Raw genomic sequence first — 15,460 nt, forward strand, 5'->3', positions numbered from 1 at the left:
ATTCTTGACCGCTTGCGACCACAAGGGAAAACCATCACACTCGACCGATGCCTGAACACATCCACTTCCTGCTGCTGCCGGGTTATTCCGCAATCGGATTCATGTCGGCCATCGAGCCGCTGCGCGTCGCGAATCGCTTTCACGACGATCTTTATCGCTGGCACATTCTTTCGTTGGATGGCGCGCCTGTCGTCGCGAGCAACGGCATCTCAATCAATGCGGAAGCGCGCTTCGATGCGCTCGAAAGCGCCGATACCGTGTTCGTCATCGCGGGCTTCGAGCCGCTTGCGCGCTATGAGCGGGCGCTCGGCGACTGGCTCAAGCGCCTCTCGCGCGCAAGCACGACGCTCGGTGGCATCGATACGGGCAGCTTCATTCTCGCGGAGGCCGGTCTTTTCGAGCCACGGCAAACGCTGACGCTGCATTGGGAGGCGCTGTCCGCGTTCAATGAGCGCTATCCGGCGTTGAAGGTCAGCCAGGAGTTGTTCGAGATCGCCGAAAAGCGCATTACGTGCGCGGGAGGCACGGCATCGATCGACATGATGCTCGACCTGATCGGCCGCCGTCATGGCGCGGAGCTGGCCGCATCGATCTCCGAGCAGTTCGTGCTGAGCCGCATCCGGCAGCGCTCCGACCATCAGCGCATGCAGATCGCCGCGCGCTACGGCGTGCACAACCCGAAGCTGATTCAGGTGATCGGCGCGATGGAGCAGCACATGGAGGAGCCGCTCGCGCCCGACGAACTCGCGCGCGAAATCGGCGTGACGCGCCGACAGCTCGAGCGTCTGTTCTGCTCGGCGCTGAAAGACACGCCAACGCACTTCTATCTGCGCCTGCGGCTCAATCGCGCGCGCGAACTGCTGCAGCAGACCGACATGTCGATTACCTCGATCTGCGTCGCGTGCGGGTTCGAGTCGCCTTCGCATTTCTCGCGCACGTATCGCGCGCGATTCGGCGCGAGCCCGCGTAGCGACCGAGGGCCGATGGCGCCGGTGAAGTAACGCGCATGCCAATCGGCCGGCAAGGGGATTGCCTGCGATCCCCTTAGAACGAATGCCGCATCCCGATCCGCACGTCGGCCTGCGTGCTCGTCGTGGATGGCGTGAAGCTGTAGCCGATCACCGCATTCACGCCATTCGAGGCTTTCAAGTAGTCGCCCGAGATATACACATCCGTGCGCTTCGACAGTAAATAGTGGAACCCCAGCGTGCCCTGATTCCAGTGATGCCCTTCGAACGACGTGTACTGGTAGCCGCCGATCGCGCTGAACGCGGGCGTGACCTGCCAGATCGCGCCGCCCTCGCCGACTTGCATATGCGATGAAGCACCCAACGCCTTGATCGTCGTGTATGTGTAGTTGCCGTTCAGCGTAACCGCGCCGATCTTGTAGCTCGTACCGATCCCGAAGGTGCCTTGCTTGTCGACCGGGAACGGCGTGCTCGAATAGAGGTCCGTGATCGCGCCGGTCGCCGGGTCGACGCTGATGGTCGGCTTGCCGAGGAACGTGCTCACGCCGATCATCGCGTACGGGTCGAACGCGTAGATGCCGAAAGGATTGTTCAACTGCGTGTAGGCGGCACCGATCGAGAACGGCCCGTTCGCGTAGTGCGCGCCCAAGCTGTACGCGCTGTTCTCGTGAAAATTGCCGGCCACGTTGCCGAACGAATACATGGCGCCGAACTTGAAGCCCGAAAATTCGTTCGAGAGGAACTTCACCGAGTTCGGCAGACGATCACCGTTGAGCCGGTCGAAGTCGCCCTGATGGATTGCGTAGCCGCTGCCCCAAGCTGAGATGTTGTACAGGTACACCATCTCTTCGGTCATATCGAGTTGGTTGCCGAACGACAGTGTGCCCCACTGGTTCTGCAACCCGACATACGCCTGGCGACCGAACTCCGAGCCGCCGAACGCCAGCTTCCCGTTGCCTAAATGAAATCCGCTTTCGAGCGTGAACACGGCAGCCAGGCCGCCGCCGAGATCTTCCACGCCCTTGAGTCCAAAGCGGTTTCCATACGACACGCCGTCGTCAAATTTGACGACATGCGCGCCGCCGCTATTGCTGACGTAGGTAATGCCTGCATCCAGAATGCCGTACAGCGTCACGCTGCTTTGCGCGTGACTCGCGGCCGGCATGCCGGCAAACGCGAGCGCCACCGCGCCCAGCGCCGCCGAATTCTTTGTTGTCATGGTTGAAGTCTCTCTTGCCTGATCGATAAATGAAGGACTCCGCGTGATGGCGCGAAGTCGGCCTGACTGCTGTAACGACGTGAGGCGACGCGACTATCCGCGTGCCGCTCGCCCCGCACGCAAAGCGCGGAGCGATGAGGCACGGTACAAATCCATATTTCGAAGAAATCGACCGTTAGCGACGCTTAATAGCCCGCTTGCGACGGCTGGGGAAAATGCTGAGAGCCGGCTGCGGAGGGCCGCTGGCTCCGGACGCCCCGTTGCGGGGCGCCACGTTCAACGACTGCCGAGCGATGCCTTCACCGCCTGCAGCCCATCTCCGCCCGTCGCAGTGGTCACGCCCGCGAGCCAGTTCGTCAACAGCGCCGGATGGTCTTGCAGTGCACGCTGCGCGGCGGTATCGATATTCACCTTGTCCTGCAGCACGTCCGCGATGATCCGATTCTCGATATCGACGTCGAACGTCATCTGACGAAACAGCTTGGCGAGATTCGCGCATTGCGCCGAGAAACCGGCCCGCGTGACCGTGTTGACCGTCGCACCGCCGTAGTTAGGGCCGAAATAAGCGTCGCCGCCCGACAAATAAGTCAGGTGAAACTTCGTGTTCATCAGATGCGGCTCCCAAGCCAGAAACACGATCCACTTCTTGTCCCTCACCGCGCGCTGCACCTGCGTGAGCATGCCGGTCTCGCTCGATTCGACCAGCGACCAGTTGCCGAGTCCGAACGCCTTGTCGGCAAGCATCTTCTTGATGTTCTGATTCGCGGGCGCGCCAGGTTCGATGCCGTAGATCTTGTCGTCGAAGCGCTCGGCGTACTTCGCGAGATCCGCGAACGAATGGACGCCGGCGGCCGCCACGTAGTCGGGCACCGCGAGCGTGAATTTCGCGTCGTTCAGGTTCGCGTGAACGACGTCGATCGATCGCTCGTCGACAAACGGCTTCACGAGCGGCGCCTGCGCGGGCATCCAGTTGCCGAGGAAGACGTCGATCTGCCCTTTCTTGAGGCCCTGATACGTGATCGGCACCGACAGGTTCGCCACGCTCTGCCGATAGCCGAGCGCCTTCAGCACGACACCGGCCATCGCATTGGTCGCGTCGATGTCGGTCCAGCCTGGGTCGGCCATTCTCACTTCCGTGCACGTTTGCGGTTCGGCGGCGTGCGCGGGCACGAGCACGGCGGCGGCGGCCCCTGCCAGGCAAAGCGTCGCGGCGATACGCAAGCCCATTCCCCGCCAGCCTGCGAAAGTCCAAAGCATCTTCATCTCCAGTCTCCGGTGATCGATCTCGATGTCGTTACGATTGAACGCGGGGAAAGCGCGCCATCGCCTCGAGCGTGTCGAGTTCGATGTGGTTACGCATGTAGCGCTGGCTCGCATCCGCGAAGGGCTGCCAGTCCCACGGCTGAGTCTTTCCCTGCGTGGTGGCCTCGAAGTGAAAACGCCGGCGGCGCTGGCTCGCGACGACTTGTGCCTGCAGCAACGGCAGATTCCACCGGCTCGCCACTTCGGCGCGCAACGCCGCGAGCCGCTCGGCCGCACGCGGATCATTCGCGAGGTTGTGGAGTTCGCGCGGATCGGCGTCGAGGTCGTATAGCTGGTCGGGATCGGCCGGCGTGTGAATGTATTTGACCGCCCCGCGCCGGATCATCACGATCGGCGCGATCGCCCCTTCGGCCAGATACTCGCCGATCGCCTCGTCATGCCCGCCGTCACCGCGCAGATGGGGCACGAGGCTGCGGCCGTCGAGCGGGTCGGGCCAGTCCGCGCGACACTCGCCGGTCGCGAGTTCGACCAGCGTCGGCAACAGATCGAGGTGCGATACCGCTGCGCTCACGCGGCCAGCGGTGAACTTCGATGGCGCATGCACGATCAGCGGCACGCGGCAGCCGCCTTCGAAGAACGTCATCTTGTACCAGAGCCCGCGCTCGCCGAGCATGTCGCCGTGGTCCGAGGTGACGATCACGATGGTGTCCTCGGCGAGCCCGGTCTGCTTCAGCGCCGCGAGAATCGCGCCGAATTGCGCGTCGACGTAGGAAATCGCGCCGTAGTACGCGCGCCGCGCGTTGCGCACCTGCTGAGCCGAAGGCGGCGTGCGATCCGTCTCGCAGACAGCACGCAGGCGCTGCGAGTGCGGGTCGCTATCGCTCAACGACAGCGACACCGCGGGCATGTCGATGTCCTCGTCGCGGTACAGGTCCCAGTATTCGCGGGGGATCGCGTAGGGGTCGTGCGGATGCGTGAGCGAGGCCACCATGCAGAACGGCCGGCCATCGCGCCCCGCTTGCCGCTCGCGCACGATGTCGTAAAGCTTCTGACGGGTGGAAAACGTCACTTCGTCGTCGAAATCGAGCTGATTCGTGCGCACGCAGGGCCCGGCTTCGATCACCGAACTCATGTTGTGGTACCAGCTCGGACGCTCGGCCGGCTTGTCCCAGTCCGGCACCCAGCCGAAATCGGCGGGGTAGATGTCGGTGGTCAGGCGCTCTTCGAAGCCATGCAATTGATCGGGCCCGCAGAAATGCATCTTGCCCGAGAGAATCGTGCGATAGCCGGCAGCGCGCAGATAGTGCGAAAACGTCAGTGTTTGCGCGGGAAATTCGGCGGCGTTATCGTAAGCGCCAATCGCGGACGGCAACTTGCCCGCCAGCAGCGAAAATCGCGAAGGCGCGCAGAGCGGGCTTGCGCAGTAAGCCGACTCGAACACCACGCCTTCGCGCGCGAGGGCGTCGAGGTTCGGTGTCCGCGTGATGCGGTGCCCGTATGCGCTTAGTGCAAACGGCGTCATCTGATCGGCCATCAGGATTAGGATATTCGGCTTTGTGCTAAGCATGGCGAACTGTCGGAATAGAATCGTCGGGATGGCGGCACATGGGCAATCGCTTTGCGCGGCTTTGCGCTGTGTCGTGCCGGGATTCACTATCGCCCTGCAATAACAAGCCGTGAAGGCGTCGAAATCTTATGGGCCCATAAGGGAGTTTTATGCCAAGACAAGATCGCCTGCCGCCGATGCAGACGCTGGCCGTATTCGAGTCGGCGGCCCGTCTCGCGAGCTTTACGGCGGCGGCGCGCGAACTCGGCTCGACGCAGCCCGCCGTCAGTCAGCGCATCGTGCAATTGGAAATGGATCTGGGCACGCCGCTGTTCGAGCGCGGCCATCGCGGCGTGACGCTCACCGCCGACGGCGTGCGACTCTACGAGGTGGTTCGGCAAAGCCTTGACGTCATACGAACCGCCACCGCCGACATCCGCACGCGCAGCGCAACCGGCGCCCTGACGATCCTCACCGATTTCGGATTCGCGACTTACTGGCTGATGCCGCGGCTTGCCGAGCTCAAGCGCGTGATGCCGGACGTCAACGTCAGAATCGTCACATCGCAGGAGGGCTTCGATCCGCAGCGCGACCACGCGGATATCGCCATTGCGTTCGGCGATGGGAACTGGTCGCCGTGCACGTCGACGCGTCTTTTCCCCGAGGAAGTCACACCTGTCTGCTCGCCGGCGTTTCGCGCGGCGCATCCCGCAGTGCGGCAAGCCGCGGATCTGCTCGACCTGCCGCTGCTGCACGTCCAGCCGACCGAACCCGAGCGCTGGCTCGCATGGACCGGCTGGTTCGCGGCGTATGGGCTCGACGCGCCCTCCGACATTCGCGGCATGACCTTCAACAGCTATGCGCTCGTCGTCCATGCCGCGCTGATGGATCAAGGCGTAGCGCTCGGCTGGACACCGCTCGTCGACGAATTGATCGAAACCGGACAACTCGTGCGGCTCATCGACGAGCCGGTCAGGACGGCGCGCGGCTACTTTCTGGTGTGTCCGCTCGCGCGGCCTGAAGCGCCGGCTGTCCCGGCGTTCAGGCGGTGGCTCTTTGCGGCATGTGAATAACCGGGCGCCACGTCCGGTTCTGACGTGAGCGTTCCATCATCACGGCGCGTCGATTCTATGCGTGGGCCTTTTGTGTTGTTTTACTAGCGGGACGCCGCGCAAGTCGCTTCACGTTTCACCCTAACCGCGCGGCACGCTCCATCGACACTCCGGGGACCCGCATGCTCGCATCCGATCGCCTTCGCCAATTCGTCCTGACGCTCGCCTGCCCGAGCGCCGCCGGACAAGTCGCCGCCGTAGTCGGCTTTCTCGACCGCCATCACGGCTATATCGACGAACTCACCGTGTTCGACGACGAACTCAGCTCGCGCTTCTTCGTACGCTGCGTCTTTCATGCGACGAACGAGAGCGAGGCGCCATTGCGCATCGAGTCGCTTCGAACCGAATTCGCGCCCATCGCATCACGCTTCGATATGACGTGGGCGATTCACGACGTGAACGCGCGCCCCAAGGTGCTCATCATGGTGTCGAAACTCGAGCATTGCCTCGCGGACCTGCTGTTCCGCTGGCGCATGGGCGAGTTGAAGATGGATATCGTAGGCATCGCCTCGAATCACGCGGACTTCGAACCGATGGCGGCCCAGCATGGATTGCCGTTTCATCATCTGCCGATCTCGGCTGAAACGAAGGCGCAGCAAGAAGGGAAGGTTCTGGACTTGTTCGAATCGAGCGGCGCCGAACTCATGATTCTCGCGCGCTACATGCAAATTCTGTCGGAAGAAACCAGCCGCAAGCTGGCGGGCCGCGCGATCAACATCCATCACTCGTTCCTGCCGGGCTTCAAGGGCGCGAAGCCCTATCATCAGGCGCATGCACGCGGGGTCAAGCTGATCGGCGCGACGGCCCACTTCGTCACCGATGACCTCGACGAAGGGCCGATCATCGAGCAGGTCGTCGAGCGCGTCGATCATTCGTATCGTCCCGAGCAGCTGCTTGCGGCGGGCCGCGATGTCGAATGCATTACGCTCGCACGCGCGGTCAAGGCGTTTATCGAGCGGCGCGTGTTTATCAACGGCGACCGGACTGTCGTGCTGCAATAGGCTGCGCGCCCGGAGGCGCGGCGCGCTCGAGTTTGCGCCGCCGCGCATCGCGCCGGTCGAGCAGTTGCGCGATCAGCAACGCGGCGATGCCAGACAGGAACATGCCGGCGACGTTCACGTTCCATTGCGCGATCGAACCGAGAATTTCGCGCGTGACGGTGTCGCCGGTTGCGATCGTCGTCGCGGCGTCGCTGCTAAAAAGCCAACTGTGCAGGCCGACCGCCGTCGCGAAGGCGAGATTGCCCGCCGCCGGCACCGTTGTCACCGCGATGAACACCCCCACCAGCGCGTTCGAGCGCGACGACGTGAGCGACAAGGTGCCGGCCGCGCCCGCGAGCAGCGCAACAACGAACGACCAGCGGTCGGGCGTCCAGATGAAGTCCGTCTGCGGACGCGGGGCGAGCAAATCGCCGAGACCGATCCACCCTGCCGACACGCCAAAGAACGCGATCACCGTGACTGCGACGGTGGAAATCGCAAACCCCGATATCAGCAGCTTCAAGCCCTTGCCGATCAGATGACGGCGCTTCTTGCGCACGGCGCCCACGCACGCTGCGGCAACGGGGCTGAAATCGGGGCTGACGACCATCGCCGCAATCACGACGATCGCCGAATCGAGCTTCACCGCAATGGCTGCGAGTGCAACGGCGAGCGTCAGGAACACATGGAAGGTCCAGCCGCCGCGCACTTCGTGTTCAGCGGACGCCTCGACCGTTTCCCAAACGACCGATTCCGCGCACTCTTCATAGTCGAAGCCAGTCGGGGAATCGGGATGCTGGGACACGAGCGTGTCCATGGTTTCGACGGCAATCGATCCGCTCACGTCGACGCCGAGCGCATGCAGCTCCGCGAGCAACTCGTCGGTCGATTCGCGCGCAACGTCGCACAAGATCACATCTCCGGCCGGCCGCAGCGCGGCGCCGCGCAGATGCATCAGGTTGGTCACGTCCCCTCGTTCCAGCAAGGCCGTCGTGACGGACTCAATTTGCTCGCGTGGCACCACAAGCCGCAGATGGATCATGTCTATGGATAAGCCGGACAGCGCTGAAATTAGGAGAAGCGCGCATTATGGTGCGCGCTGCCTAACGCCGAACATAAGACTGATCCGATATTGCGACTCGTGGTTCGGCTATATTGACTCGGACTATCCGTGAGCCAAGTGGTGCGCACCCCACATGACGAGCGCGGCCAGCATCAGCGCGCCATACGGCAAGACCTTCCGAATCGAGCCGCGCGCTAGGTCGGCATCATTGAGCTCCATGTCCTGCGCCATGCGCGCCGGAAAACGCCCGCGATCCTGCCAGTAATGGCGATACAGAAATACCGGCACGATCAGCAGCATCGCAATGAGGCCATTTCTCATCGTGCCTGCGCCTTGCAGATCCGCCCCCGCCCCGACGAACGCGAGATTGACGTAGCCGCACAGCGCGCCCAGCGCCAGGAGCCAGGTCGGGCAACGGAACGGACGATCCCACTTCGCGCGATCGAGCCTGTGTATCCAGCCCGATTGCAGATTCAGGAACACGAAGATCATGTAGCACACGTTCGAGATCGACAGCACCGTCATGTAGTCCGACATCATCAGCAAGATGAGGTTGAAACCGAGGTCGGTCCACATCGCGCGCGTGGGCGAGCCGTGCTCGTTCACGTGCGAGAGATAGCGCGGCAGCCAGCCGTCCACCGAGGCTTGATACAGCGTGCGCGACGAGCCCATCATCGACGTCATCACGATCAAGAGGATCGACAGCATCAGCATCACGACGATCGCGTTCGCCACCCACGCGCCGCCGCCTACCATATGCGCCATCGCCGCGCCCACGCCAGTGCCGTCGACGATCTTCGGATCGAGCATGCCCTTCGTGCCGAGCACGCCCTGAAACGCGAGCGGCACGAGCGTCATCACGACGAGACACAGCGCGCCGGACCAGAAGATCGCCTTGGCCGTATCGCGGCGCGGATCGCGAAACTCGCGCGTGTAACACACCGACGTCTCGAACCCGTACGACGCCCACCCCGCCATGAACATCGCGCCCATCGCCATCGTGATGCCGGCGCCGTTCCATGAACCGAATGTCGCCGCCGTGAGATTGCCCTGTGCGTCGTGACCAAGCGGCAAGAGAGGAATGAGATTGGACATCGGCACATCGCCGGTCACGAACGGCACGATACCGACGATCAAAAGCGGCGAGAGCGAGGCGATGCCGAGAATGCGCTGCGTCTTCGCAGCCTTCGATGCGCCGCTGTGCTGCAGCCTGAACGTGATGAGGAGAAACACGACCGCGATCAGAAATGTCGCGTTGATGCGCAGCGTGAGCCCGGGTTTGACGAAGCCGAGATCGGCGAGCGTCCAATGCCAGGTATTGATCGCCGCGTCAGCGGGAAAGAGGCTGGTGAGCGCGTAGTTGGCGGCGAGGCCGGTTCCGAGCGCGAGCATCGGCGACCACGCGAGCCAGTTGCACCACACCGAGACCGGGGCGATCATCTTGCTGTACCGCACCCACCCTATCGCGCCGTACACCGACGCGCCGCCCGACTTATGGGGAAACAGCCCCGAAATTTCCGCATAAGTCGCGCTCTGTATCAGGCCCATCGTGATCGCACCGATCCAGATGGCCCAGGCAGGCTGCCCGATCGTCGCGCACACCCCGCCTATCGTGAACAGCACGCCCGCGGGCACGCCGCTCGTCACCCAGAAAGCGTCCTTCCATGTAAGGCCGCGTTGCAGCGTGTGGCCTCCGTCATGCGCCGCACCGTCATCGATGTTGCTATCGCTGCGCGCACGCAGTCCGCTTTGATCCATCCTGCACCTCCGCTATGAGGCCTGGACCGCTGCTTCCGCACTGTATGCGCCGTATCAAACGCAAAGCGCACGGCTGACTGCTCCGTGCGCCCGACGTTTGCTACGCATCAAGCGTCACTGCGTTCCCGCCAACCAGCTATTGACCCGGTCGGGGTGCGCTGCGATCCATGCATCCGCAGCGGCATCAGGCTTCGTGCCGTTTTGAGCCGACAGCATCACACTGTCGATTTCACCCGGCTTCCATTGAAACTGCTTCAAGAATGCCACGACCGGCTTGGCCTTCGTCTCCAAATCCGGATTGATGACACTGTCTACATGCTCTGCTCCGCCGTAGACCTTCTTCGGATCGTCAAGAAACTTGAGCTTCCACTTCGCGAACATCCAGTGCGGCGCCCAGCCCGTGACGATCACGGGTTTATTGGCATGCATCGAGCGCGCGAGTTCCGCGGTCATCGCGGTTCCCGAGCTCGGCATCAGTTGATAGTCGAGGTTGTATGCCTTGATCGCATCCGATGTTTTTGCCATCACGCCCGCGCCTGCGTCGATTCCCACGATACGTCCACCAAATTCGGACTTCTGAGATTCGAGATCGGCGATGCTGTTTGCCTTCACGTCGGCGGGCACGATCAAACCGATTCTAGCATCCGTAAAATTGGCGCCGAGATCGACGACCTTGGTCTTGTACTTGTCCCAATACGCGGCGTGTGTCACGGGCAACCAGGCGGAAAGCGTCGCGTCGAGGTCGCCGCGCGCGACGCCCTCCCACATCATGCCCGCCGCCACGGGAACGACCTGCACAGGGTAGCCGAGGCGTTTTTCGATGATGCGCGCGGCCACGTTGGTGGTCGCCACGCTGTCATCCCATCCTTCGACATAGCCGATCTTGATCGTCGGCTTGGTATCGGCGGCCACGGGCAGCACCGTGACCAACCCGGCACTAAGCGCACCGAACAGCAGCAGTTTCTTCAGCAATTTCATGGTCGATCTCCTTGACGTAGACGGTGCCGGTTGAGTGCCGGTGACTTAAGGATGAACAGCCAGAAATCGCCGGTAAGTTCGGATTACGACAAGGTCTTGTTCATCCGCGACCCGATCGTTCCCTTGCTTATTTGTCGATGATCAGATCGCTGAGCGGTTTGCTGCAGCAAAGCAGCACCATGCCTTGATCGATCTCGCGTTGACGAATGCCGCCGTTGTGCTTCATGTCGACCTGGCCCGATATGAGCTTCACCTTGCACGTGCCGCACATGCCCTGCGTGCACGATGCCGGCAGACGCACGCCGGCCTGCCGTGCCGCTTCGAGCACGTGCTGGTCGCTGCCGCATTCGATGTCGCGCCGGCTCTTGGCGAACGTCACGGCGAAACGGGCGGTAGTTTGCGGAGTGGCGTCAAGCGTCGTTTGAGCGGTATCGTGCGCCGCCTCTCTCACGACCTGCGCCGCGGATTCAGCCAGCGTCTCGAATGAAAAACTCTCTTCGTGATAGCGGCTACGGTCAAAACCCGCTTCATCGAGCAGATCGCGCACCGCCTTCATATACGGCGCCGGGCCGCACGTGAAGATCTCGCGCTCCATGAAGTCGGGCGCAATCAGCTTGAGCAGCGGCAGGGTCAGAAACCCCGTGATTCCAGGCCAATTCGTGCGCGCCCCTACCCGTTCGCAAACGAACGACGTGCGGAAATTGGCCTGATTGGCCGCCATCAGATCGAGCTCGCGCGCGAAGATGATGTCATCGGGCGTTCGTGCGCTGTGAACGAACACGATGTCGCGATCCTCGTTCAATTCGTGATGCGCGCGGCTCATCGACATCAACGGCGTCATGCCCGATCCCGCCGAGAGAAACAGATACTTGCTCGCCGGATGCCGCGCGCACGTGAACTCGCCCGCTGGCCCGAGCACGCGCACCGAGGTGCCCGCTTGCAGATTGTCGTGCAGCCAGTTCGACACCTTTCCGCCCGGCACTCGCTTGACGGTGATCGATATCGTATGAGGCCGCGTGGGCGCGGACGAAATCGTATAGCAGCGGTTGACCGTTTCGCCGTCGATCTCGAGCTCGAGCGTGATGAACTGCCCCGGCTCGAACGCAAACGCACGGCCTTCCGGCGACGCGAAGAAAAAGCTCTTCACGTCGTGCGTCTCCTGGCGCACCTGAGCGCAGACCAGCGTCTCTTCGACGTCGCTCGTCCAACGCTCGGGCAATGCGTTCCAGAATCCGGGCCGCGTAAGCCGGCTACCTGCGGGCTCGAAGGTCTCCCCGTCTCGCTTCATCGTGAACTCCGGCATCCGCTTAAGCGTCGATCTGCGCAGCCACGCGACCGATGTACCACTCACAGAACTTCTCGACGAGACCTTCGGTGTACGGCGAGTACGGTCCCGGCTCGTAGGCGCTGCTCGTGGCGCCCCGCTGCGAGAATTCGACAAGCGCGCGGTCCTGGTCGTTGGTTGCGTTCCAGACCGCCGTGAGGTTCTTGACGTCATAGTCGACGCCTTCCACGGCATCCTTGTGCACAAGCCACTTCGTGCGAACCAGCGTCTCACCCGCCGACAGCGGAATCACCGCGAACGTCACGATGTGGTCGCTCATGAAGTGGTGCCACGAATTCGGCTGCGTCCAGAACGACAAGCCGCCGAGATCGGCGCGCTCGAATTCGCCGAGCAGCTTCTTCGACGCGACTTTCGCGTCGAGCGTCTGCGACTCGCCGCAACGATCGAGCGGCAAGCGCTGGGTGCGGAAGCCCGTCACGTCGGTCAAGCGCTCGACTTCCACCGACGGCAAATCCATCGACTCCCACTGCGCGGCGCGCTCGACGCACGTGCGCTCGAACGCGGCCATTCCGTCCGCGTTGGCCGGCGACGGTTGATAGCCAAAGCCGTATTCATAGAGCGAGATGGTCAGCTCGGGATGGTTCGCGACGCAGTGATAGCACTCGCGATTGTTCTCCATCGTGAGCTTCCAATTGCCTTTCTCGATGATGTCGATCTGCGCCGCGATCTTGCAGTTCGGCAGGTCGTGGGGCAGCAGATACGGTTCCATGGCCGCGCGCATGACGCCGAAATCGACAGGCGGTTCATCGGCGAGGCAAACGAAGATCAGTCCCGCGAGATTTTCCACATGAACCGACTTCAAGCTGTGCTTGCAGCGGTCGAATTGCTCGCCCATATGTTCGGCGAACATCAACTGGCCCGTGAGGTTGTAAGTCCAGCTGTGGTACGGGCACACGATGTTGCCGACCGAGCCTTTGTCTTCGTTGCACAGGCGCGCGCCGCGATGGCGGCAGACGTTGTGAAACGCGCGGATCTGCATGTCGTCGTCGCGCACGATCAGGATCGAATCGTGCCCGAGCTCGACGGTCACGTAGTCGCCCGGCTCGGGAACATCCGGCTCGACCGCGACTTGAATCCAATGCTTGCGAAATATCGCTTCCATGTCGAGCGAGAAAATCTCGTCGCTCGTATAAAACGGCGCTTCGAGGCTGTAACCCTTTTTGCGCCGGTCCACCAGCGCGCGAATGTCTGCCGATACCTTCATATCGTTGGCTCCGGATTCGTTACGTCTCAGTGCTGACGCGTCAGATGACAACCCAACGCGTCAATAATCGATGAGTTGATGCTCGCGCAAATACGCGAGGATCACTTGTGCTTTTTCGACCGAACTCCCGTCAATTACGACGCTGCCGCCGCGGCTTTCCGTCGTCGTCGCGGACAGCATGCGGGCGTGGCCCGAACGCTTTTCGGCGGCGGCGAGCTTCACGGGCTTGCGTTCGGCGCGTGCGACGATCCACTGGGCGGCTTCCGCGTCGGCTTGCATGGCGGATGGGTTCGGTACGATCGAGCCCGCTTGCGAACGCGCGTACGCGTAGCGCGGCGCAGCGTTCGCGAGCGGATGCACGGCCACGACCGCAGGCAACGCCGCGTCGACGCGCCGGCGCAACGCCTTCGGCAAGAATTGCCGAACCGCAACGCGACCGTAGTCGATCGAAACGTCGACGGCCGAGCCGATCAGCGGAAGCCTAAGCGCGGCGGCGACACGGTACGGCAGCATGCCGGTGTCGTACGCACCCTCGGCGCGCGTGCCGGTCAGCACGAGATCGCAGCCTTGCAGGCGCTTCGCCAAAGCGGGTGCCGCATCGTCGGAAGCGCTGCACGGGAGCACGTCGATACGTTGCGCGCCGAGTGCGAGGTAGTCGGTCAGCGCGGGATTCGAGGGATCGCCTGCGTGCACCACCTCGAGAGCGGCTTGATGCGTCTTGGCGAGCTTGCGTGCGATTTCCAGTGCGGCAGCATCGTTGCGGCTATAGCGCGGCGCTCCGCTCACCGGGTGGATTCCCACCGAAACCAACACTGCGATTCGTTTCAGCGTTCCTGTGCCGTTCATGCTGTCACCCCTTCGTGAGCGGATACGGCTAAGGCTTCAGACGATCCACTCGACTTCGCCGCATGCGCCGTGCGAGCGCGTTTGACTTCGTCCGTCAGCGCGGCGATGGTGCTTTGCGCGTCGCCGATCACCGTGAGGTTCGCGCGCTTCACGATCGGCGCACTGCCGTCGAGATTCACGGCGATCACATGCCGGCAATCCTTGATGCCCTGCAGGTGCTGTACCGCACCCGAGATGCCGAATGCGATGTACACGCTCGCGTCGACGGTCTTGCCCGTCGCCCCAACCTGCTTGTCGCGCGTAAAACTGCCGTTGTCGACGGCCACCCGGCTCGCGCCGATCGCCGCACCGAACACGCCCGCGAGCGTTTCGAACGCCGCGACGTTACTCACGCCGTTGCCTGCGGAGACGATGAAGTCGGCCTCTTCGAGCGCCACCTGCGCGGCGTCGATCTCCTCGATGCCGAGATCGCGGTAAGCCGGGCTTTCGGCTGCGAGATTGGCATCGCTGCGCAAGTTCACGCGTTCGCCCGCGCCGACGAACGGCAGCTTCGGGTCGACCGCATTCGGTGCGAGCAAGATCACCTCGGGAAGCGGCCGCGTCGCGAACGACTGCTTCGCATTGGCGTAGACGCCGACATGCGAGAGGTCGATTTCCACGACGTTAGCCGCGATGCTCGCACCCGTTTGCGCCGCGTATCGGCGCCCGATGTCGCCATCGCCCGCCACGCTGTCAGGCATGACGACGTGCACGGGCTTCATGACGGCGACGCACGCTTCGAGCGCTCGAAGCGCCTGTTCCGGGGCGAAAGCACGGCGCTCGAGCGCGGGCAGTTCGATGACTTTGTCCGCGCCGAGCGCAGCCGGATCGTCTTTCAATTCGCCGAAGACGAGTAGCGCGACCTCGGTGCGCGAATCCGCAATCAGGGCGGCTGCCGCAACGGCTTGCCGCGCGTGCTCGTCGAGCGCGCCCCGGTCGCTGTAGGCGACCGCCAGCACGACGCGTTCGACGGTAGTCAGCGCGCGGCGCGGCTTGACGCTCGGACCATGGCCCGCCGTCACCACATAATCGGTGGTTGCGCCCGCAACCGTTTCCGCTCCGAGCGTAATACGCTTGAGCCCAGCCGCCGTGACCGTGAACGGCCGGCGCGGATCGATTCGTTTGATGGTATTCATCGC

At 63.0% G+C, this 15,460-nt stretch carries 13 protein-coding genes; 3 read left to right on the plus strand and 10 right to left on the minus strand.

The window, feature by feature from the left end:
• The first annotated feature begins 47 nt into the window (after positions 1 to 47).
• A complete protein-coding gene (locus AAHK20_RS16390) occupies positions 48 to 1,001 on the plus strand; it encodes a GlxA family transcriptional regulator (protein WP_449182538.1) in 954 nt (317 codons plus the stop codon).
• A 43-nt stretch (positions 1,002 to 1,044) separates the two neighbouring features.
• Here the strand turns inward: AAHK20_RS16390 and AAHK20_RS16395 are convergent, their stop codons facing one another.
• The 3 genes from AAHK20_RS16395 to betC all read right to left on the minus strand — a co-directional run bounded on the left by AAHK20_RS16395 (position 1,045) and on the right by betC (position 5,017).
• Complete coding sequence (locus AAHK20_RS16395; RefSeq protein WP_449182539.1) at positions 1,045 to 2,187, minus strand: porin; 1,143 nt, start codon at positions 2,185 to 2,187, stop codon at positions 1,045 to 1,047.
• Between the two features lie 276 nt (positions 2,188 to 2,463).
• Positions 2,464 to 3,414: a choline ABC transporter substrate-binding protein gene (choX, locus tag AAHK20_RS16400; protein WP_449182728.1), complete on the minus strand. Its 951-nt coding sequence runs from the start codon at positions 3,412 to 3,414 to the stop codon at positions 2,464 to 2,466.
• A 67-nt stretch (positions 3,415 to 3,481) separates the two neighbouring features.
• Positions 3,482 to 5,017, minus strand: coding sequence for a choline-sulfatase (betC, locus tag AAHK20_RS16405; protein WP_449182540.1), 1,536 nt, complete (start codon positions 5,015 to 5,017; stop codon positions 3,482 to 3,484).
• Between the two features lie 149 nt (positions 5,018 to 5,166).
• On the opposite strand from betC, the gene AAHK20_RS16410 reads away from it, so the two are divergent.
• Entirely contained in the window at positions 5,167 to 6,069 is a 903-nt protein-coding gene (locus AAHK20_RS16410) for a choline sulfate utilization transcriptional regulator (RefSeq protein ID WP_449182541.1), read from the plus strand.
• Positions 6,070 to 6,230: 161 nt separating this feature from the next.
• Positions 6,231 to 7,109: a formyltetrahydrofolate deformylase gene (gene purU, locus AAHK20_RS16415; RefSeq protein ID WP_449182542.1), complete on the plus strand. Its 879-nt coding sequence runs from the start codon at positions 6,231 to 6,233 to the stop codon at positions 7,107 to 7,109.
• On the opposite strand, the gene AAHK20_RS16420 is transcribed toward purU, so the two are convergent.
• From AAHK20_RS16420 to AAHK20_RS16450, 7 genes are all read right to left on the minus strand, one after another.
• Positions 7,078 to 8,055 (minus strand): DUF389 domain-containing protein, encoded by a 978-nt coding sequence (locus AAHK20_RS16420; RefSeq protein WP_449182543.1) that lies wholly within the window; start codon positions 8,053 to 8,055, stop codon positions 7,078 to 7,080. The genes purU and AAHK20_RS16420 overlap by 32 nt on opposite strands.
• 198 nt (positions 8,056 to 8,253) lie before the next feature.
• Complete coding sequence (locus AAHK20_RS16425; RefSeq protein WP_449182544.1) at positions 8,254 to 9,909, minus strand: trimethylamine N-oxide permease; 1,656 nt, start codon at positions 9,907 to 9,909, stop codon at positions 8,254 to 8,256.
• A 114-nt stretch (positions 9,910 to 10,023) separates the two neighbouring features.
• Positions 10,024 to 10,887 (minus strand): glycine betaine ABC transporter substrate-binding protein, encoded by an 864-nt coding sequence (locus AAHK20_RS16430; RefSeq protein WP_449182545.1) that lies wholly within the window; start codon positions 10,885 to 10,887, stop codon positions 10,024 to 10,026.
• Between the two features lie 127 nt (positions 10,888 to 11,014).
• A complete protein-coding gene (locus AAHK20_RS16435; protein ID WP_449182546.1) occupies positions 11,015 to 12,175 on the minus strand; it encodes an FAD-binding oxidoreductase in 1,161 nt (386 codons plus the stop codon).
• 19 nt (positions 12,176 to 12,194) lie between these two features.
• Entirely contained in the window at positions 12,195 to 13,436 is a 1,242-nt protein-coding gene (locus tag AAHK20_RS16440; RefSeq protein WP_449182547.1) for an aromatic ring-hydroxylating oxygenase subunit alpha, read from the minus strand.
• Positions 13,437 to 13,496: 60 nt separating this feature from the next.
• Positions 13,497 to 14,282, minus strand: coding sequence for an electron transfer flavoprotein subunit beta/FixA family protein (locus AAHK20_RS16445; RefSeq protein ID WP_449182548.1), 786 nt, complete (start codon positions 14,280 to 14,282; stop codon positions 13,497 to 13,499).
• Complete coding sequence (locus tag AAHK20_RS16450) at positions 14,279 to 15,457, minus strand: electron transfer flavoprotein subunit alpha/FixB family protein (protein WP_449182549.1); 1,179 nt, start codon at positions 15,455 to 15,457, stop codon at positions 14,279 to 14,281. The genes AAHK20_RS16445 and AAHK20_RS16450 overlap by 4 nt, the downstream gene beginning before the upstream one ends.
• Positions 15,458 to 15,460 lie beyond the last annotated feature (3 nt).

It is taken from the genome of Trinickia camelliae (assembly GCF_053525655.1).

Coding starts and splice junctions, on each gene's coding strand:
- AAHK20_RS16435 (WP_449182546.1), bottom strand. CDS start 12,175: ATGAAGCGAGACGGGGAGACCTTCGAGCCCGCAGGTAGCCGGCTTACG.
- AAHK20_RS16440 (WP_449182547.1), bottom strand. CDS start 13,436: ATGAAGGTATCGGCAGACATTCGCGCGCTGGTGGACCGGCGCAAAAAG.
- AAHK20_RS16410 (WP_449182541.1), top strand. CDS start 5,167: ATGCCAAGACAAGATCGCCTGCCGCCGATGCAGACGCTGGCCGTATTC.
- AAHK20_RS16390 (WP_449182538.1), top strand. CDS start 48: ATGCCTGAACACATCCACTTCCTGCTGCTGCCGGGTTATTCCGCAATC.
- choX (WP_449182728.1), bottom strand. CDS start 3,414: ATGGGCTTGCGTATCGCCGCGACGCTTTGCCTGGCAGGGGCCGCCGCC.
- AAHK20_RS16445 (WP_449182548.1), bottom strand. CDS start 14,282: ATGAACGGCACAGGAACGCTGAAACGAATCGCAGTGTTGGTTTCGGTG.
- betC (WP_449182540.1), bottom strand. CDS start 5,017: ATGCTTAGCACAAAGCCGAATATCCTAATCCTGATGGCCGATCAGATG.
- AAHK20_RS16450 (WP_449182549.1), bottom strand. CDS start 15,457: ATGAATACCATCAAACGAATCGATCCGCGCCGGCCGTTCACGGTCACG.
- AAHK20_RS16395 (WP_449182539.1), bottom strand. CDS start 2,187: ATGACAACAAAGAATTCGGCGGCGCTGGGCGCGGTGGCGCTCGCGTTT.
- AAHK20_RS16430 (WP_449182545.1), bottom strand. CDS start 10,887: ATGAAATTGCTGAAGAAACTGCTGCTGTTCGGTGCGCTTAGTGCCGGG.
- purU (WP_449182542.1), top strand. CDS start 6,231: ATGCTCGCATCCGATCGCCTTCGCCAATTCGTCCTGACGCTCGCCTGC.
- AAHK20_RS16425 (WP_449182544.1), bottom strand. CDS start 9,909: ATGGATCAAAGCGGACTGCGTGCGCGCAGCGATAGCAACATCGATGAC.